This is a genomic window from Lacinutrix sp. YIN62 (genome assembly GCF_057219185.1).
In genome coordinates, this window is sequence record NZ_JBXVVH010000002.1 from 44,789 (window position 1) to 65,420 (window position 20,632).

General features: G+C 33.3%; 10 protein-coding genes. 6 read left to right on the forward strand and 4 right to left on the reverse strand.

Features of this window, described 5'->3' with window-relative positions; genetic code table 11:
- Window positions 1-57: 57 nt before the first annotated feature.
- On the reverse strand, window positions 58-3,858 hold the full coding sequence (locus tag AC2D8I_RS01645) for a LamG-like jellyroll fold domain-containing protein (RefSeq protein ID WP_484704249.1): 3,801 nt from the start codon (window positions 3,856-3,858) through the stop codon (window positions 58-60).
- A 148-nt stretch (window positions 3,859-4,006) separates the two neighbouring features.
- Between AC2D8I_RS01645 and AC2D8I_RS01650 the strand changes: the two genes are divergently transcribed.
- The 4 genes from AC2D8I_RS01650 (at window position 4,007) to AC2D8I_RS01665 (ending at window position 7,945) form a co-directional block, all read left to right on the forward strand.
- Entirely contained in the window at window positions 4,007-4,231 is a 225-nt protein-coding gene (locus tag AC2D8I_RS01650; RefSeq protein ID WP_484704250.1) for a hypothetical protein, read from the forward strand.
- A gap of 163 nt (window positions 4,232-4,394) precedes the next feature.
- Window positions 4,395-6,038 (forward strand): M1 family metallopeptidase, encoded by a 1,644-nt coding sequence (locus AC2D8I_RS01655; RefSeq protein WP_484704251.1) that lies wholly within the window; start codon window positions 4,395-4,397, stop codon window positions 6,036-6,038.
- A 6-nt stretch (window positions 6,039-6,044) separates the two neighbouring features.
- Window positions 6,045-6,617, forward strand: a complete 573-nt coding sequence (locus AC2D8I_RS01660) for a YdeI/OmpD-associated family protein (RefSeq protein WP_484704252.1) — start codon at window positions 6,045-6,047, stop codon at window positions 6,615-6,617.
- Window positions 6,618-6,730: 113 nt separating this feature from the next.
- Entirely contained in the window at window positions 6,731-7,945 is a 1,215-nt protein-coding gene (locus tag AC2D8I_RS01665; RefSeq protein WP_484704253.1) for a bifunctional alpha/beta hydrolase/OsmC family protein, read from the forward strand.
- 212 nt (window positions 7,946-8,157) lie between these two features.
- Here the strand turns inward: AC2D8I_RS01665 and AC2D8I_RS01670 are convergent, their stop codons facing one another.
- Together AC2D8I_RS01670 and acs are read right to left on the reverse strand one after the other, a co-directional pair.
- Window positions 8,158-9,552, reverse strand: a complete 1,395-nt coding sequence (locus AC2D8I_RS01670) for a glycosyl hydrolase family 8 (RefSeq protein ID WP_484704254.1) — start codon at window positions 9,550-9,552, stop codon at window positions 8,158-8,160.
- Window positions 9,553-9,748: 196 nt separating this feature from the next.
- Window positions 9,749-11,659 (reverse strand): acetate--CoA ligase, encoded by a 1,911-nt coding sequence (gene acs / locus AC2D8I_RS01675; protein ID WP_484704255.1) that lies wholly within the window; start codon window positions 11,657-11,659, stop codon window positions 9,749-9,751.
- 1,083 nt (window positions 11,660-12,742) lie between these two features.
- Between acs and AC2D8I_RS01680 the strand changes: the two genes are divergently transcribed.
- Both AC2D8I_RS01680 and AC2D8I_RS01685 read left to right on the forward strand, forming a co-directional pair.
- Window positions 12,743-14,635 (forward strand): tetratricopeptide repeat protein, encoded by a 1,893-nt coding sequence (locus AC2D8I_RS01680; protein ID WP_484704256.1) that lies wholly within the window; start codon window positions 12,743-12,745, stop codon window positions 14,633-14,635.
- Window positions 14,636-14,793: 158 nt separating this feature from the next.
- Window positions 14,794-18,999, forward strand: a complete 4,206-nt coding sequence (locus AC2D8I_RS01685; protein WP_484704257.1) for a LamG-like jellyroll fold domain-containing protein — start codon at window positions 14,794-14,796, stop codon at window positions 18,997-18,999.
- Window positions 19,000-19,060: 61 nt separating this feature from the next.
- Here the strand turns inward: AC2D8I_RS01685 and hisS are convergent, their stop codons facing one another.
- On the reverse strand, window positions 19,061-20,503 hold the full coding sequence (gene hisS, locus AC2D8I_RS01690) for a histidine--tRNA ligase (protein WP_484704258.1): 1,443 nt from the start codon (window positions 20,501-20,503) through the stop codon (window positions 19,061-19,063).
- Between the last annotated feature and the right edge of the window lie 129 nt (window positions 20,504-20,632).

Genomic DNA, 20,632 nt, shown 5'->3' on the forward strand with positions numbered 1-20,632 from the left:
AATGAAGACGGCTTTTTTTATTTGTTTAGAGACTTATATCCTAAGTTATTTTATTTCTTATTCAACCAACACCTTTTTTGTTAACGTATTAGCCTTTGTTTCAATTTTTAAAATATAATTCCCAGAGGTTATTCTTTTTGTTTTTAACTCAGTAAATGCTTTAGTTTCAATTTTATCATATTCAATTATAGATTGCCCTAAAGTATTATATAAAGCGACAGAGTCAACACCTTTTAATTTGGGGTTTTTAAGGACTATAGTTTCATTATCGTTGGAAAAATAAAACTCAAAGTCACTATTTTCACCAAAATTAAACACGTTCAATAGCGTATTACTAAACCGTAGCTCAAATCGATCCCAATGTGCACCTGCAACTAAATCGATAGAGAAATCATTTTCCCTTATATTATGGTATTCTTCTGTAAGCAAATCATATATATAGATGTCTAAATCATTAGGCACATGTATTAATTCGTCTATTTTAAATGTATTTATTCCACTCACAGCTGTGTGCAATCCTATTGGTAAAACCGTGCTAGGTGAAAGGTCATCAATACCTTGAATTACGAATTTCTTATTATTAATCATCCAATACATGTCGTCTACTTGCCCTTCAATATTTTCGCCATCATACCCATAATCTATTCCTAAACTAGCATTATCATCTACAGTAACGAGTATTTGTCGTTGTATCTCATTTACAGAATCAAATCCTAATCGGATTTTCATTCTACTATCTAGGTCTTCAATAGTACGGCTTGTGGTTTGTAAATGATTTCTAAAAAATACAGAGTTATTCCCTTCTTTTTGGAACACACGTTGTCCATTATTAAACCTAATATTGCCAGTATTTTCACCACTAACAAAGAAGCCTTGACCTATAGGGATATAGCGTCCAGGTAATTTTGTAGGGCCTACACCGCCTGTGTTTACTCCCATTGTAGCGGTAGGAACGGCTCCAGATAAATTATAAGTAGCATAGCCTCCTTCGTATTGTGTTGTAATATGAGAACCACCACCCCAATGTTCCCAGAAATAAAGTGTTCCAGAGGTGACACCAGTACTCTCAATAATAGGAGCATTATCCATAATAAACAAATGAGCATCGATAGCTGAAGCGTAGGGGTTCCCTACCAAATATTCGTTCCCTATAGTTATAGGCAAACTAATATCGCCATTGTTTGGTTTACCTTGAAATGTATAATTCTGTTCTAAAGTAATGTTCCCATTAGTATCATTTACCCCTTTCATTGAAAACCCTTCTCCCGCATGTAAACTTCCTGTACTACGTATTTGTTCCCAACTGTAATAATCATTATTAATATCATTACTATACTTCCAAATCCAATAATCTGCAATGCCTATTGGAGATCCAAACGTACCGTCATAACCATTGGTAATAAAATTAATGGCTGTAGGATTAGATATATTTGTTCCATCTCTAAGCACTTCTAATACTGTATAATCATTATTATTTGTAACATTATTACGAATTCCTACTGGAGAGCACCAATAATTATAAGTATACAAATCCTGAATACCTTGTTGGTCAAGCTCTAATAGTCCTGAACTCGTTACATCAAGAGTACTATTTTCTGTTTGTATAAATTGTGACTCTCCTGTTAAATCTATTTTACCATCAAGCTTAACATAGTTTGTGTTTTTTAACAATTGATCATTCTGCATCTCTAGTTCTGTTTCAGATTCCATCAATAAGCCTAGAAGTGTGTGACTATTACTTGTGGTAATTTTCGCATTATTAACAATTCTAACAATAGCCCAGTCATTATGTTCTGAGTTTGTGATATCCCAAATAGCACCGTGTTCCCACACTTCAGTATCTGCCCAATCTCCGGATACATAAGCGACATAAGGCATTGGGGCATTTTGTTCTTCAGCTGTCGTAATATTATTCAATGCGCCGTTTCTCCCATAAATAGATTGGTCTATAACATTCCCCAATTCTATTGGATTCATCTTATAATATAGTGCCAAACTTGAAGATGCTAACCCTTCAATATTTTTTGGGATTACGACTCCTCGTATCGCAGATCCATCAACCTCAATTTCTTGATAAACTTGAGCTTGTAATTGACTCGAATTTAAAGCAGTATTATATACTCTAGTATCATCTATAAATGCATTTATATATTCATTACCAGTAACCGATCTTCCAATTTCATAATCGCCTGTAGCACTAATTAGGTTTCCAGACGCAGGAATACTAATACTCTCTTCTCCATTTATATATAGTTTTAAAGTCTCGCCATTATACACCATCCCAATATGAGTCCAAACATCTTTGGTTATTTCTCGTGGAGCTAATGCACTAAAAACGCCATCTACAGTAACTATTTTTGCATTTAACTTACGAGCTGTATCTATCCATAATTTAACATTATTTTGTTCCATTATCGTTGAAACACTACTAAACGAGGGGTTTAAACGTAGCCAAGCCAATTGACTCGTAGCGTCTGTATCGCCAATAAAAGCTGTTAAATTTATATAATCATCGACACCATCAAAATCGATTGTCTCAGGCCCATCACAACACCCTCCAACTCCCGTATAAGCATTTATTCTTAGCGCAGCGTCTCCTTTCAATGGTTCTTCAAAAATCGCTGCATTTGAAAAATGGTCTTTAACAGTTCTTAATAAAGCCAACCAATCATATCTAAAACTTATAGTATTTACTGTTGAAGATGGTGCCTGTCCTTTTAAAATATTAAACCCATCTTGCAACGTAGTCATTATCTCTTGTCTTACAAGCAAATCATCCATTTCAAATTGTTTTAATAAACCTCCAGCTCCTTGCATATTAACAGTACCGCCTTCGCCTAAGAAAAAACGTTCTACAATCGACCAATTAATTTGATAATCCCAAAGCGGGATAGATAAATCTGTATTAGCATCTTCCGCTCTTTGTACAATTGCTTCTGCAACTTCGGTAATATGGATTCTATATGCACTATTTCCTTCTGGTAAAAGATTTCTTGCCTCTGGATTATCACGTGTTGTTTCAAAATTATATTTAGTCATTGTTGTCGCTATTGGATCTGTAGCAAACATTCCCAGATTGTAAGCAACTGCTATCGCACTAAGACCATAATAAGGGTCTGCCGGTGCTTCAATAATTTTTGACCAACAAAGGTCTTCGGCATAACTGTAAAAATTATAAATACTAAAAAAGTTAATTAAACTCAATATATATGCATTCACTACTGGAGATTCATCCAGCATGGTTGGATCTTGACCAATATAATCATTCATTAAGTCCCAAGGATCAATGCCAGAAGTAGTACCATCTAATGCGGCTTCAAGTTGTGTTTGATACTCTGGAAAAAAACTAGGATAACTTATAGCTCTATCTAAACCTGTATAGAGTTCTACTTCAAACGGCCCATAAGCTCCTTCTAAATTAGTATTGAACGGAGGCCCTGCATATGGCGTTCCCGAAAAGGTTTCTTTGGAACCAAACCCCATCATAAACTGCATATCTACATTCATATATTCTTGGCCCATAGCCATTGTCATCCAGTACATATAGTTACTGCTATCACTAATAATTTTGGTATCGGTTAAATTAACTCTGATTGGCAAATTGTTATAAGGAAACATAATTTGTGTCTCACCTAACCATGTATCTAAAAAACCAGCCGAATGCACACCACCGCGTGTTCCTAATTTATCAATGTAACGGTGGTTTACATCATAAAATTCTGGCGTGACAATTAAATTAGAGAGTTCTGTTAATGTAATCGATGCTTCATCAACTGGCTTTTCTGAATGATTACAATTTACTTGAGAGTAGGTAAGCGATATGAATAACATACCAATAATGCAAAACGATAGTTTCATTATTTTAAGAGGAGATTTAGGGGTTATTAATTAATTAGTCGCTAAAATAATAAAAAAAAAATAGCCCTATACGTTTTAAAATTCTTTAGAAAAGGCTCCTTATTTTTCACTATATTGAAAATCTATATTTTTAACTAAACTTATCTAAATGAAAAAAATTGGAGGATATATGGTCTTCTTTGGGCTATTTGCTATCGTACTAAACTTTATGGGACGCGTCCCAACAATTCTTATGTGGATCTATGAATGGGGAGAGACCCCAGCTTGGGCCATTAAAATTGGATTAATTGTAGTTGGTGCAGTATTATTTTTTAAGGGAAAAACTAACGATATTACCGAAACAGAACTAAAAGAAGATCATAGTTCAGAATAAAAAAAAGTGCTTTATCTAGAAAAACGACCCAAAAACGGAGTCGTTTTTTTTTATTTTAGTAAATTAGATGAATTTTATTGTATAATCAGGAAACATAATCGCAAGAATATTTGTCTTCTTTTTTTTAATAAAAGACTATAACAACACTAAGAACACACTACACATGAAAAAAATTGTAATTGCCTTTAGCTTAGCTATAAGTACTTTCGCTTTAAATGCTCAAGGCTTACTTAGCGAAAAAAATACGTTTACAAAACAAGATACACTTCGCGGCTCTATTACACCAGAACGAGAATGGTGGGATTTAGGCTATTACCATCTAGATATTGCTGTAGACCCTGAAAATAAATCTATTACAGGTAAAAACACTATTAAATACAAAGTATTGCAACCTAAATCTATAATGCAAATAGATTTACAAGAGCCTTTAAAAATTACAAAAGTTACTCAAAATGGAAAAACACTAAAGATTAGCAAAGAAGGCAATGCACATTTTATTACATTAATAGACCCGCAAACTATAGGGGCTATTAACAGCCTAGATGTATATTATGAAGGCCACCCGAGAGAAGCTATTCGTGCGCCTTGGGATGGAGGGATTTCATGGAAAAAAGATACTAATGGCAATCATTTTATAGCCTCTTCGTGTCAAGGTTTAGGGGCCAGTGTTTGGTGGCCCAACAAAGATCATATGTATGATGAAGTTGACAGTATGGATATAAGCGTTAATGTTCCTAACAAGTTAATGAATATTTCCAACGGAAGACTTAAACAAGTGGAACAAAAAAATAATAATACAACAACTTATCATTGGACAGTAAAAAATCCAATAAATAACTATGGTGTAAACATTAACGTTGGAAACTATGTTAATTTTTCTGAAGTATACAAAGGAGAAAAAGGTGATTTAGATTTAAACTATTATGTGCTTAAGGAGAATTTAGAAAAAGCTAAAAAACATTTTAGTGATGCCCCTAAAATGCTAAAGGCTTTTGAGCATTGGTTTGGTCCATATCCTTTTTATGAAGACAGTTTTAAACTCGTTGAAGTTCCTTATCTAGGCATGGAACATCAAAGCTCAGTAACTTACGGAAACCAATACCAAAAAGGATATTTAGGTAATGATTTATCGGGAACAGGATGGGGACTAAAATTCGATTTCATTATCATACATGAAGCTGGACATGAATGGTTTGCAAACAACATAACGTATGTAGACATTGCAGATATGTGGATTCATGAAAGCTTTACTGCATATTCAGAAAACCTCTTTATAAACTATTATTATGGAAAAGAGGCATCGGCAGACTATGTGATCGGTACGCGAAAAAAGATACTAAATGACCGCCCAATAATTGGGACTTATAATGTAAATTCTGAAGGTTCTGGCGATATGTATTACAAAGGGGCTAACATGTTACATACTATTAGACAATTAGTTAATGATGATGAAAAATGGAGAAGTATTTTAAGAGGGCTTAACTCCCAATTTTACCACCAGACTGTAACAACAGAACAAGTAGAAAACTATATGTCTGAACAATCTGGTTTAAAATTAAAATCTATTTTTGATCAATATCTGCGAGACATTAGAATCCCTGTTTTTGAGTACTCCATAAAGAAAGGGAAGTTAAAATACAAATGGACCAATGTTGTAGACGGTTTTGAGATGCCCATTCAAATTTTAATAGACGGAAAAGAACAATGGGTCACACCAACATTACAAAGTAAAACCTTAAAATTACCTTCTAAAAATTCTAAAACTGAAATAGATAGAGACTTCTATATAGAGACTAAAAAGATTTAATATAATATGACGTCGCAAGAGCTGTATTTTAAAACCGATTTAGAATGGCGAAAATGGTTACATATAAACCACTCTAAATCGGAAAGCGTCTATCTTATTTTTTATAAAGTTGAAAATCCTGAGCCTTCTATGAGATGGGAAGAAGCTGTAAAAGTTGCGTTATGCTACGGTTGGATAGATGCAACGGTAAAAAGCCTTGGCAATGGAAAACGCAAACAATACTTTAGCAGAAGAAACCCTAAAAGCGTTTGGAGTGCTTTAAACAAAAAACATATTAAAGCGTTAACACGCTCAAAATTAATGCACAAAAGTGGTTTAGCCGCTATAGAAATTGCGAAACAAAATGGCTCTTGGACTGCTTTAGACCATGTAGAAAGCAGAATTATACCTGAAAACTTACAAATAGCATTTAATAAAAACCCCATTGCCTATAAAAACTACAAGGGCTTTGCACCTTCGTATCAGAAAGGATATTTATATTGGTTAAGTCAAGCAAAACGAGTCACTACAAAACAAAAACGAATTACAGAGATCATAAAATATTGTGAAGCAAATATTAAATCTAGAAGTAATAGATAAGAGGTAATTTTACATTCTTTACGACCATTCACTTTACAACTATTAATTACTATACGTTTATATGAGAAAGTATCTCACAAAACAACCGACTTAGTACTAAATTAGTTAATATTATGAAGATTCAGAAAGTAACATTTACCAATAATGAAGGGCAACAATTAGTGGGACGTCTAGAGCTTCCATTAAATCAACGTCCGCATAACTTTGCAATATTTGCACACTGCTTTACTTGTAATAAAAACTTATCCGCAGTAAAAAATATTAGTCGCGCATTAACTTCCAGTGGTTTTGGTGTGTTACGTTTTGATTTTACAGGATTAGGAGAAAGTGACGGCGATTTTGAAGACACTAATTTTTCTGGAAATGTTGAAGATTTAATACATGCTGCTCATTTTTTAAATAACAACTATACCGCCCCTTCCCTACTTATTGGACACTCCTTAGGAGGTGCTGCAGCTATTTTTGCTGGTTCTAAAATAACATCCATAAAAGCTGTTGCTACCATTGGTGCGCCTTCAAATCCTAATCATATAGAACATTTAATTAAAAGTAGTGTCGACGATATAAAGACTACAGGTCAAGCTGCTGTAAATATTGGCGGGCGCCCTTTTACAATAAAGAAACAATTCTTAGACGACATCGAAGTACATTCGCTTCCTCAAGTCGTTAAGAAGCTACACAAAGCATTATTGGTAATACATTCTCCTCAAGACTCTACAGTAGAAATTAAAAATGCTGAAGAAATTTATATTGCAGCACACCATCCTAAAAGCTTTATTTCTATTGATGGAGCAGACCACTTACTTATGAATCGTGACGATTCTATTTACGTTGGAAATATAATTGCTAACTGGGCTAAACGCTATGTTAATATGCCTAAGACTGACCTTCTTAAAACACAACAACAAGTTGTAGCCCGTTTAAATGCATCTGAAGGATTTTCGACACAAATGAAAATTGGGAATCACTACTTAACAGCAGACGAACCAACAAACTATGGCGGTAATGACTTTGGCCCTTCTCCATACGAACTAGTTTCCGCTGGACTGTCCGCTTGTACTGCTATGACCATTCAAATGTATGCAAAACGTAAAGGTTGGGATTTACATAATGTAGAAGTTCATACTAGTTATAACAAAATACACGCTACAGATTGTGAAAATTGTGAGAATACCTCAGCAAGAATCGACACCTTTAATCGGGAAATAAAGTTAACAGGAGCTCTAAATGAAAAACAAATTGAACGCATCTTACAAATCGCAGATAAATGCCCTGTTCACAAAACATTACACAATAAAATACAGGTCATTACAAAAAAGAGCCTTTAAGCCTTTACGCTTCTTTTTTTTAATCATCCATTTATAGAAAAATGAAAACGAATATTGAGTTTATTTATGAAAAAAAAAGGCTCTCGATACTTAAACTCAATTTCAAAACGACTGTTTTAACTCTCAATTATTATAACACAAAGTCGATTTGATTATTTAAAAGAATAAGTATATTTACCGAGAAGCCTTTAAATATAATTTTATAACGATCGCTAAGGCTTTATAAATTTAAAACTCTCACCATCAACTTTTAAGAAGTAAACACCAGCATTAAAGTATTTTAAATTTAATTGAGCCTGCAAACCAAGCACCTTTTTAAACATTACTCGCTCGCCATTAATTGTGTAAAGGTTAACGGTTCTTGACTTAGGATATTTAAATGTTATATTTAAACACTGCGAGTCAATATTAAAATTTATCTTAAATAGTTTTAGGTTAGTTTTAGCCACCTCTAATACATTTTCATCCAAAGCATTATACATATTACCAGATAAAGCAAATAAATATAACACCCTTAAAGTGGCACCAAAATAAGCATTGGTTGGTTGGTTTTTTAATTCGGTATAGCCGTTGTTTACAAAATCTTGATTTATAGAAGACATCGCCGCTACTGCGTACGCTCCTGTAAATGTAGGATCTTTATAAGACGTATTAATTGCGGCGCCTGCTTGAGAATAACCAGGATATATCTGACTAATGCCGCCCTGTACATTAACAAAAGCATTACATAAACCCAAATAACTAAGTGCCTGCGAATTACCATACCATATATAGTCCATAGCAATTCTCCAAGGTGTTCTTGCTGCATCATAATAATATGATTTCCCTTGATTATAAGCCCATGGCACTTGGTTAGAATAGGTCCCATCAGACTGGCACCAATCTGAAACCAAATTATATACGGCGTTATTTTGAGACAAGTTCGCGTTTAATATTGTGTAACTTTTATTAGCTACATCATTCCAAAATGATACATCATTAGAGTATACTCCAAAAACTCTAAAGTAGCCAGGAGATAAATAGGACGGATTAGTATTAGCGCTTCCACCCCATGCATCTCCTGGTTTCAAAACATTAGTATCATTTTCTACTTCGTGTGTTTTTATTGCATTAATTAATGCGATAGCATCATCGTGGTAATTAATTGTTCCGGCATTCCCCCAACGTTTATCAGCAACAATTAATGCATAGGCAGCATCTAATTCTGCGTCAGAAGCCCCGTTTTGACCAATAACGGTAGTACAACCATTAATTTTCCAATTCATAACTCCATTTACATTTGAAAACCCTTTATAATACAGCCATAATCCATCAAACAATTCTTTATCGTTAGCATAAACAGAGAGTAACATACCATAGGCGATCCCTTCAGAAACAGTTTCTGTTGGTGTATCAAATTTTATACGGTATTTCCCATTAGCACATGATATAGCAAAAGTACTCCTCCAAGATATGTAAGCCTCGGATAGCGCATTAGGTTCAATATTTGTCGGTTTCAATCCAAAATTATAGTTAGCATTTTCAAAATTAATGGCAGTAATTTGAGTATGCCCTACTAGAGTAAAGAGTAGTGAACAATAAAGCACTAAAGCAGTCTGTTTTTTCATATTTAAGGGGGTAATGTAAGTTCAATACATATACGCTTTAAATTAAAAAACAGACTTTAAAAAGGAAGTAACTTTTAATGTTTTCAAAACAAACACTTAATGAATTTAACGATACGTTTTAAAGCCTATTTCATTAAATCTATACAAAACATTAAGCCTAAAACAAATAAGCGTCTTATTTTAAAGTTATTAAAAACTATTCTTTAGATGCTTCAATAAGATCTTTTACTACTTCTGGGTTTAATAAGGTAGAAATATCGCCTAAATTAGAAACTTCCTTGCATGCTATTTTTCGTAAAATACGCCTCATTATTTTACCAGATCTTGTTTTTGGCAAGCCGTTTGTAAATTGAATTTTATCTAGCTTTGCTATTGGTCCAATTCTATCCGTAATAAGTTGATTAATTTCAATATTTAAATTATCTTGATTCCGCCCCGCTCCTGTTTCCTTTAATGTAATAAAACCATATAAAGCGTTTCCTTTTATTTCGTGAGGAAAACCAACAATCGCACTTTCTGAAATTGCAGGATGTTCATTAATAGCATCTTCTATAGGTGCTGTTCCTAAATTATGCCCACTTACAATAATTACATCATCTACTCGTCCTGTAATTCTATAATAACCTACAGCATCCCGTAATGCCCCATCTCCAGTAAAGTATGTGTTTTTATATGCCGAAAAATAAGTTTCTTTATAGCGTTTATGGTTTCCATAAATTGTTCGCGCCATTGATGGCCAAGGAAATTTAATACACAAATGGCCTTCTACTTGATTCCCTTTTAACGCCACTCCATTATCTCCAATAAGTACTGGTTGGATTCCTGGTAAAGGTAATGTTGCATAGGTGGGTATGGTAGGTGTTGAGTAGGGTATTGGAGAAATCATAATTCCACCTGTTTCTGTTTGCCACCAAGTATCTACTATAGGGCTATTTTTTTTCCCTACATTATCATTATACCAATGCCAAGCTTCTTCATTTATAGGCTCTCCTACGGTTCCTAAAACTTTTAAAGAACTAAGATTATGTTTGTTTACATATTCTAAATTCTCTTTAGCCAAAGCTCTAATTGCTGTTGGTGCGGTATAAAATTGAGTGATATTATGCTTTTCAATAATTTCCCAAAACCTTCCAAAATCTGGATAAGACGGGACTCCTTCAAACATAACTGTTGTTGCTCCATTTACTAATGGTCCATATACAATATAACTGTGCCCCGTAATCCAACCAATATCTGCCGTACACCAATAAATATCATCTTCTCGATATTGAAAAACATTTTTAAATGTGTAAGCAGAATATACCATATATCCAGCCGTAGTATGCACCATGCCTTTTGGTTTACCTGTAGAACCTGAAGTATATAAAATAAATAATGGATCTTCAGCCTTTACTGTGGTCGCTTTACATATAACACTTGCTTTATCTAATAGCGGCTGCAGCCATTTATCGCGACCTTCTTTCATTATTATATTAGACTTAACTCGTTGCACAACCAAAACCGTAGACACCCCTTTACAGCTTTCTAAAGCATCATCAACTATAGGTTTTAAATCAATTGTTTTATTCCCTCGAAAACTACCATCACTACAAATAACCATTTTACAATCGCAATCATTAATGCGTGTTGCCAATGCTGTTGCCGAAAACCCAGCAAAAACCACTGAATGTATAGCGCCAATTCTTGCACATGCCAATATTGAAATTGCTAATTCAGGGATCATTGGTAAATAAATACAAACACGATCTCCTTTTTCGATACCTTGAGATTTTAAAACGTTAGCAAATTTTGATACACGTGCATGTAATTCATTATAACTTATATGCTCCGCTTCTTCTTCAGGGTTATTAGGTTCAAAAAGTATTGCTGTTTTATCTCCTCGTGTTGCAAGATGTCTATCTATACAATTCTCTGTAATATTTAATTCGGCACCTTCAAACCACTTAACTTCTGGTTTTGAAAAATCCCAGCTCAAAACATTATCCCATCTTTTTCTCCATAAAAAATGTTCCTCTGCTATCTCTTCCCAAAAACGTTCTGGGTCTTGTATAGATTTTCTATAAACTTGCCAATACTCTTCTATATGTTTTATATGGTAATTACTCATAAATTTAGGATAATGTTAAATAGGTCAAAAATTTCCAATTACTAGATTTTATTTTAAAGCGACTCCTTAATGAGTTAAAGATACATGCTTTACCGTTAACTGTCAAGCTGCAGTATAAAAACATGGGCTTGGGCTTTTATATAAAAAAAATACCCCTTTAAAAGCTGACAAAATAAGACTACAAATACAGCTTGCAGAAATATTGTGTTTAATAACGGACAACGTGTATTCCAAAAAGAAAGCAACAACTCTATATTTATTAGAAATAATTCAAACATTAAAAACACCACCACCGAAAACACAGGTAATAGAATAAAAATTAGATTGGAGTTTCATTCTGTAAACAGTATATAAAAACAAATACTAATTCCTATAGATGACAAGTCAAGGAATAAACTAGACGTCATAAATACAGAATCACAAATTGATGACATATATTGGATACTGAATAAAAACAAGTTCCTATACAAGGTATTAATACTATTGTAGAAAGTAGCATTTTACCTATAGGAATTCATAAGAATGAAAATGACGTAAATGCAATTAAAATTGATACACTAAAAATATTCCTAAAGGGTTAAACATTTATCGATACAACTTAGCGACAGAGCTGTTTTTATAACTAAAAAGAGGATGCTGCCATTTTAGAACTATCATCTGGAGAGGCCCTAAATCGTTTCCAAATACGTTTCAATAACACTCAAAACACATTAATAAATAAAGCCTTTGAAATAGAATACGACTTTACTAACAAAAATAAAAAAGAAGCAAAAAAAGAAAAATCTCAACATCATTATCATCATTCTCTTTTCTATCGCTTAAAAAAATATAACTCTAACAGTAAAATAGATTATTTAAAGGCTAATTGTTGCTTATTATAAATAATTTCTATTTTACCAACTTTTTAAAACAACATCTATTTTACTATAATATATACCGTTTGTCATCAATAAAATCTAGATTACTTAAAAAAATTAACAATTAAAAAAAATAGCAATCATATCACAAAAAAATTAACGCTAGGCTTTCATTTAAGTAATTAAAAACCTCTATTTTTGAGAGATTACCCCATAACTTTCAAAAATGAACAAGCATATCCTAATATTATGTTGTTTTTTATTTTTTTTTTGTAAAAAACAAGAGACTTCCAACCAAAACAACAATTCCGAATTAGTAAAAAACAAAATAGACTCGCTAAACCATAAAGCTGCAATAGATGTGTATTCAATCCCATCTGCTTCAAAAAAAAAGGCCTTAGAGGCTTCTTTTTTAGCCGATAGTATTAACTATCCTAAAGGTAAAATAGCGGCGTTAATAACACTAGGCAAAGTCTATTCTATCACAGAAGACAATACAAAAGCTTTTAATCATTTAGCACAAGCCATTGCCAATTTAGAAAAGCGCAACACAAACAAAAACAGTCATAAAAATATTGATACCTATAACCAACTTGGAGAAAGTTTTTATACAAGAGGATTGCTTTATTTTAAAAAAGGAAAGTTCGAAAATTCACTAAAAGACTTTTTACAATCTAGGAAACACTTTAAAAGGACTAATAATAAAGATGAAATTCTTAAAGTAGATTTATACATTTCTATGATCTATTCAAATAGTCACAACTTTATTGACGCCTTAGAAATTCTAAATTCAATAATCAAATCCAAAGCTCCTAATCTTACTATAGCTGCAACCTATGCACAATTAGCGTCTATATATATACAACAACAAGATTATAATCTAGCCCTTGAATACGGAGAAAAGTGTATTGAAATCGTAACTTCCCAACCTAATGCAAAAATAAATAATGGGATTGCTAAATCGAATTTAGCTGAAATTTTAATTTTATTAAATAAGCCAAAGCAAGCTTTAAAAGAATTAGAAGAATCTAAACAAATTTTTAAAGAAGCAAACTACAAAAAAGGACTAGAATTTATTCACTTACTCAAAGGCAAAGCTTTTTTTTTAGAAAATAAAAGCACACTAGCACTTGAAGCATTAAATCTAGCTTACAAAAATGCTTTAGCCCATAAAAATAATGATATTGTAATTAAAAGTTTAATTGAAAAAGCCAAGATTTGGTTTAAATTAAAGAAGTCAAAACAAGCGCTAGATACTCTAAATAAAGCGGCATTATTATCCGATTCTGATTTTTTTATAGATCTTCAAATTAAGATTTTTAAATTAAAGATAGCAATAAAAAAAGCCTTAGGAGATTTTAATTCGGCTATTACAGATTACAAAAAATATACAACCCTCAAAGAAGAAAATATAAAAAATATATTAAACGGTCAACGATCGTTACTAATGGTTAAGTTTAATTTTCAGGAACTAAACAATAAATTAAACACTCAATTTATGGAATTAGAGACTGAAAAAATAAAAAAAGAGAAAGTAGTCGCTTTCACCTTTTTTATAATAGTACTTGCATTAACAATAATTGCGACATTCTCTATTATAAGTGCCAAACAAATAAAAATAAGAAAAACAAAAAGAGAACTCTGGGAATCTGAAAAACAAATTGTAAATACACGAAATCAAAGCCTAGTAAAAGACATAGAACACAAAAACAATCTCCTAGAAACATTCCTATTAGCTGCAGAGGATAAAAACAAAACCTTAGAAAAATTAAAAAAAGCCACGCTAGAACTTAAAAAAAATAGCATTCAAAATACGGAAATTTTAGCGCTTTTAAATATTATAAATGATGAATTATCATCAGAAAGTCGTTATTCGTCATTACATAGCGAAGCTGTAACAAGAACTAATAAATTTCTTCAAAGATTAAAAGTCATAGCTCCTAATTTAAATGAAAATGAAAAACAGATTATTGTATACATAAAATCTGGGATGAGTTCTAAAGACATTGGTCGAGTAATGAAATTATCACACCTTAGTATTAACAACACAAGAAGTCGTTTGAAAAAAAAATTAGCCATTCAAAACGAAAGTCTCAAGGAATTTATTTTACATATTTGAAATCAAAAATCTGCACTCATTTCGCAGCTATTATAATATAAAAAGCAGTTTTATCACTTTAAAACTGGGCCTTGTGATATTTTATGATATCTATATAAATGTTTGCTTTCTCATTATTATATATATTTCTCCCACCTAAAAATTTTAACTTAACCTATATGAAAAAAAGATTACTCCTAGTCTGCTATTTACTCTCATGTTTTATTAGCACCCAAACCTTTTCCCAACAACAAACAAGCAAACAAACTAATGAAAGGATGGCTGTAAAAATTCCAGCCATCCCTTGTGATGATGTTTTTATAGGCGGCATTGCCTCTCAAAGTTCAATTGATTATGGTGGTATTCCTAATCGCGCTAGAGACGGAAATACTAATGGCAACTATTCGTCCGGAAGTGTTACCCATACTAATATTGAAACCAATCCTTGGTGGCTTTTAGATATGGAAAATTCTTACACATTGTCTTCTGTTAATATTTACAACAGAACAGATGGATGGACAAATCGATTAGATAACTTTATTCTGGAAATTCTAGACGAGAATTCGGTCATTGTATATACCTATTCCCATCCAGGAACTGTCACAAACAATGTACTTATACCAAACATAAATACCACTGGCCGTTACATTCGAATAAGCGTTGAAGGCAACAATAAAATTCTCTCCCTAGCGGAAGTTATAGTAGTTACCTCTAGAGACACTGATAATGACGGGGTTACCGATTGTTTAGACTTAGACAGTGATAACGATGGGATTTTAGATAGTGACACAACATTTTTGCCTGTAAACGTCCCTTTATTGAATCTAAATGTTGTTGCTTTTGATTTATCTGGACCAACCACATTTTCAGAAACCTTAGACTGTGATTTAACAGATTCTACAACAAATTCTACAATTTCATTTGATATTTATTGGAAAAATTGCACAGGATTCTTCTCTTGCCCAGGGAATACAACACACACTTACAGGCTTTTTATTAACGGGGTCCTTTATTCTGAAATAAGAACCTCTAGTGGCGGAAGTTATGGTGGTGATGCTCGCATCTTTCTTTCTAATGGAGCTACAGTTAATAATGCTAATCCATCACCTCAAGGCAACCTATTTCTAAAAGAACAAGAGTATGCGACTCTTGTTTTTAACATCCCCACTCCTATTTCAACCATTAGCGCTACTTTTGATGCTGGTGCCGATGACTTTATTGTTAAAGACTGGCAATCAAGCATGATTTGTTATACAGCAGCAGATACAGATAACGATGGCATTACAGATGCTCAAGACCTAGACAGCGATAACGATGGCATTAGTGATTTATTAGAAAGCGGATTAAACCCAATCGCCTTTGATCCAGATAGTAACGGCATAATAGATGGATCGCAATTTATAGACACCGATAATGATGGTCTTGCGGATGCTATAGAAGCTTTATATGGCCAAAATACGGGGATTACTCCAGGCAATTTTGATGGAGATGCAGAAGATGACTATATTGATTTAGATAGCGATGCAGATGGGATTCCCGATACTATAGAAGCACAATTAACGGTAAGTTATGCTACTAATTATGCTAATGATGGCGATGTAAGTAATGATGATTCTGATGGGGATGGTGTGATTGATATATTTGATACAACTGTAGGTTTTGGAGCAAGCTTTAACACACCACAAGACACTGATTTAGATGGTATTTTCGATTATTTAGACCTCGATAGTGATAACGATGGAGTCACTGATAATACTGAAGGAGGACTTAACGTAATAGGAATATCTTACCTGGACCCTAATGGAAATGTAAACAACCCTATGGTAAATCTTCCTAATGAAATAGGCGATACCTCCGAAGTTGCCTATCGTGAAACATTGCCGCCCTCTACAATCGATTTCGATGGTATCGATGATTTTATTTCTGTGACCTCTTTTATAGGAAATAATACAGCTGTAAGTCAAATGGCTTGGGTACGCCTAAATACAACTTTTGGAGACAAAGGCTATATTATGGGGCAAGATAACTTTAAATTATGGGTAGAAGCAAATGGCAGACTAAGCGCATCGGTAAGTACAACAAACGGAACTTACAATATTAGCAGTACAAACACGCTTACCAATAATATCTGGGCACACGTGGCTAGCATATACGATGGTGCCAATCTAAAACTATACATTAACGGAGAACAGATCGCCTCGATTATCGCTTCTGGAAACTTAACTACAACTTCCAGTCAGTATTTTATTGGACGAAATCCATCTATAAATGAAAATTTTATACATGCTTTTATTGATGATGTTAGAGTCTACAATGTTGCCTTAACAGAAATCCAACTTCAAGAACAAGTCTATCAAGAAATAGAAATCAATGCAACAACCATAGAAGGCGTAACTGTCCCTAAAGCCATTACAGGTTTAAATGCCGCTAGTTTACAATTATATTATAAAATGGCTCCTGTAAATTTAGGAAAGGTCATCGATCAATCTATTCATGGTAGAGATGGAGCATTATACAACATTACTACAGTAGAAGAACAAAATGCCCCCATGCCCTACGTCGCTAATATTAATGGCGCATGGACTAATCAAACCACATGGGAATTTGGTGCATATTGGGATATGGTAAGCCTTCCTAATAAGGATTGGGCCATCGTTCGTATTGCTAACAATGCCCAGGTGAGCACTTCTCAAAACCACAAACATATGGGGCTTATTATAGATTCTGGCAGCTCACTAACTGTAAATAACGATTCTGGTATATACAATACGGGTTACCTAAAACTTGATGGGACTTTAGACCTGCAAGGTGAGTCTCAGCTAATACAAACAAGTAGTAGTCGCTTAGCCGCAAACAGTGCTGGTTCCTTGCAACGCGATCAACAAGGCACAAGAGACCGCTACACTTATAATTATTGGGCTTCTCCTGTTGGAAAACAAAATACAACAACAAATAACAACACTTATTCCGTTAGCGACGTACTTAGAGATGGTACAAATCCTAACGCACCTACAAATATCAATTTTATAAACAATACGTATGATGGTGCTTTGGGAACTCCTATTAGTATTGCCGATTATTGGATATGGAAATTTAGTAACGATGCTAACAATTATTACAATTGGCAGCAAATACGCAGTACAGGACTCTTAAACTCTGGAGAAGGCTTTTCTATGAAAGGCATAAATGATACTGCGGGGAATGTTTCGTTACAACAAAATTATACCTTCGAAGGCAAGCCTAACAATGGAGACATTACACTCCCTTTAATTAGTGGTAATGATTACTTAGTTGGAAATCCCTATCCTTCTGCTTTAGATGCCCACCAGTTTATTATAGACAATGCCCCTGTTATTGGTGGCTCTGGATCGACTACTGGAACTTTATATTTTTGGGAACATTGGGGCGGAGGCTCACACATTACAACACAATATCAAGGAGGCTATGCAACTTACAATCTTTCAGGGGCTGTGCCCGCAGCTTCTTACGGAAATAACGTCCTTGCTAATGGTGGAGTGCCTACAAAACGCCCTGGACGTTACATCCCTGTAGCTCAAGGATTTTTTGTTACCGGTGAAACGAATGGTAATATTCGCTTTAGCAACAGACAACGTGTTTTTTATAAAGAAAATCAAAATTCTGTCTTTATTAGAAATCAAACAACAAGCAATACGCTAACCGAAAATACATTGGAATCCCAAGATAGCAGAATGAAAATTAGATTAGGGTTTTATTCGGTTGGATCTATACATAGACAATTATTAGCTACGGTAGATGAAAATGCTAGTGCAGGTTTTGATTACGGTTATGATGGAGAACTCACCGAAAATCAAATAGATGATATGTATTGGATTATTGAAAACAAGAAATATTCTAGTCAAGGTATAGATAATATTCTAGCGCAGTCGGTACTCCCTTTAGGGCTACACACTAGCACTAGTGGTATTAATACTTTTAGCATTGATGAGCTTATTAATGTGCCTTCAGATTTAGAAATATACCTCTACGATACGGTTACGCAATTGTACCATGATATTAGAGACCATCAATTTTCAATAACACTTCCGGCTGGAGAATATCTCGAGCGCTTTCAATTAAGATTTGAAATCCCTAGTGTTTTAAGTAATGATGATTTTAATACTAATGATAACATACAGTTTCATTTTGCAAACAATAATGAAACCATAATTGTGAAAAACCCAAACGCTATTGCTATTGAATCTATAGCACTCTATACTATTCTTGGACAAAATATATTTATGGCTGAAGTGTTTAAAAACCATAAACGATTCCAATATAATACGGGCAATATTAGCCAGGGCAACTATGTCTTAGAAATTATAACTCGCAAAGGTAAACTTGCTAAAAAAGTAAGAGTTAATTAAATGCATAAAAAAATCCCATAAGATATTATGGGATTTTTTATTCTATTGCTTATTTAAGTTTTTATCCTTTAACAGAGGCTATCAAATCATTAAGCGATACTTTTGTTTGATCGCGAGATGTCATATCCTTTAGAGTATAAGTATTACGTTCCATTTCTTCTTCTCCAACTATAACAACAAAAGGAATCTTTCGTTTGCTAGCATAATTCATTTGTTTTTTCTTTTGCTTTCCAGACAATCCTGCATCTGGATATAATTCTGCATTAATTCCTGATTCACGCAGCGTTTTTATAGCTTTTAAACTAAATAAAGCTTCATTATTTCCATAATTAAGAAATAATACCTCTGTACTTTTAGTAATGGTTTCTGGAAATAACTCTAATTCTTCCAATACTAAACAGATGCGATCTAACCCAAAGCTAATACCTATTCCACTAACATCTTTAAGTCCAAAGATTCCTGTAAGATCATCATAGCGTCCACCGCCACCTATAGATCCCATTTTTACACCTTCTGGAGCTGCAACTTCAAAAATGGCCCCTGTGTAATAGTTTAATCCACGAGCTAAAGTAACATCTAATTTTAAAACCGCTGTTTTTAATCCTAATGTAGATATCGCATCATTAATAAAAGTCAATTCTTCAATCCCTTTTTTTCCTTCTTCAGAAGCACTTAAAATGGTCTTTAGACTTTCTATTTGTGATTGAAATGTCCCTGAAATACTAAATAAAGGTTGTAGTTTATCTATACCAGTTTGTGAAATACCTTTATTAATCATTTCTTCTTTGACCTTCTCCTCTCCTATTTTATCTAATTTATCTAAGGCTACAGTAAAATCAATAAGCTTATCGCTTGCACCAATAACTTCTGCAATACCAGACAGTATTTTACGATTATTAATTTTAATTGTTGTTCCCGATAATTTTAAAGCAGAAAACACATTATCGTATAGCTGTATAAATTCTACTTCTTGCCATAAAGATTTTGATCCCACAACATCTGCATCACATTGAAAAAACTCTCTAAATCTTCCTTTTTGCGGTCTATCTGCTCTCCAAACAGGTTGTATTTGATAACGCTTAAAAGGAAAAGCTATATCATTTTGGTGTTGTACAACATATCTAGCAAACGGCACCGTTAAATCGTAACGCAGTGCTTTTTCCGAAATACGATTTGTAAATTTATTTAATGCTATTCTTTGTTCTGTAGTTATATTTTCAGCAGACAATACCTTTAAATCTTCAATAGCCTTAGGCAATTCGATTGTATTACTCTTATTGTAAAAAAAGTTACCAGAATTCAAAATTTTAAAAATCAAACGATCGCCTTCTTCTCCATATTTCCCTAATAATGTTTCAGAATTCTCAAAACTAGGTGTTTCTATAGGTTGGAAACCAAAACTTTGAAATTGTGATTTTATGGTATTAAAAATATAATTACGCTTTGCGACTTCTTTTGGATTAAAATCTCTAGTTCCTTTTGGTGTACTTGGTTTTTGTGCCATATTTGTTTCCTGTAAAAACAGGCCCTTTTATTAATAATTTTCTTTAACATTATTTGGAAGTAAGCCTTTCAAATCATTGCTAGAAACAAAAATAATTAATGAATTCTTGATTAAAAGCTTTTCATTAAA

What these genes read in the sequence shown, in the direction of transcription:
- AC2D8I_RS01645 (WP_484704249.1), bottom strand. Translation starts at nt 3,858, where the DNA reads ATGAAACTATCGTTTTGCATTATTGGTATGTTATTCATATCGCTTACC.
- AC2D8I_RS01650 (WP_484704250.1), top strand. Translation starts at nt 4,007, where the DNA reads ATGAAAAAAATTGGAGGATATATGGTCTTCTTTGGGCTATTTGCTATC.
- AC2D8I_RS01655 (WP_484704251.1), top strand. Translation starts at nt 4,395, where the DNA reads ATGAAAAAAATTGTAATTGCCTTTAGCTTAGCTATAAGTACTTTCGCT.
- AC2D8I_RS01660 (WP_484704252.1), top strand. Translation starts at nt 6,045, where the DNA reads ATGACGTCGCAAGAGCTGTATTTTAAAACCGATTTAGAATGGCGAAAA.
- AC2D8I_RS01665 (WP_484704253.1), top strand. Translation starts at nt 6,731, where the DNA reads ATGAAGATTCAGAAAGTAACATTTACCAATAATGAAGGGCAACAATTA.
- AC2D8I_RS01670 (WP_484704254.1), bottom strand. Translation starts at nt 9,552, where the DNA reads ATGAAAAAACAGACTGCTTTAGTGCTTTATTGTTCACTACTCTTTACT.
- acs (WP_484704255.1), bottom strand. Translation starts at nt 11,659, where the DNA reads ATGAGTAATTACCATATAAAACATATAGAAGAGTATTGGCAAGTTTAT.
- AC2D8I_RS01680 (WP_484704256.1), top strand. Translation starts at nt 12,743, where the DNA reads ATGAACAAGCATATCCTAATATTATGTTGTTTTTTATTTTTTTTTTGT.
- AC2D8I_RS01685 (WP_484704257.1), top strand. Translation starts at nt 14,794, where the DNA reads ATGAAAAAAAGATTACTCCTAGTCTGCTATTTACTCTCATGTTTTATT.
- hisS (WP_484704258.1), bottom strand. Translation starts at nt 20,503, where the DNA reads ATGGCACAAAAACCAAGTACACCAAAAGGAACTAGAGATTTTAATCCA.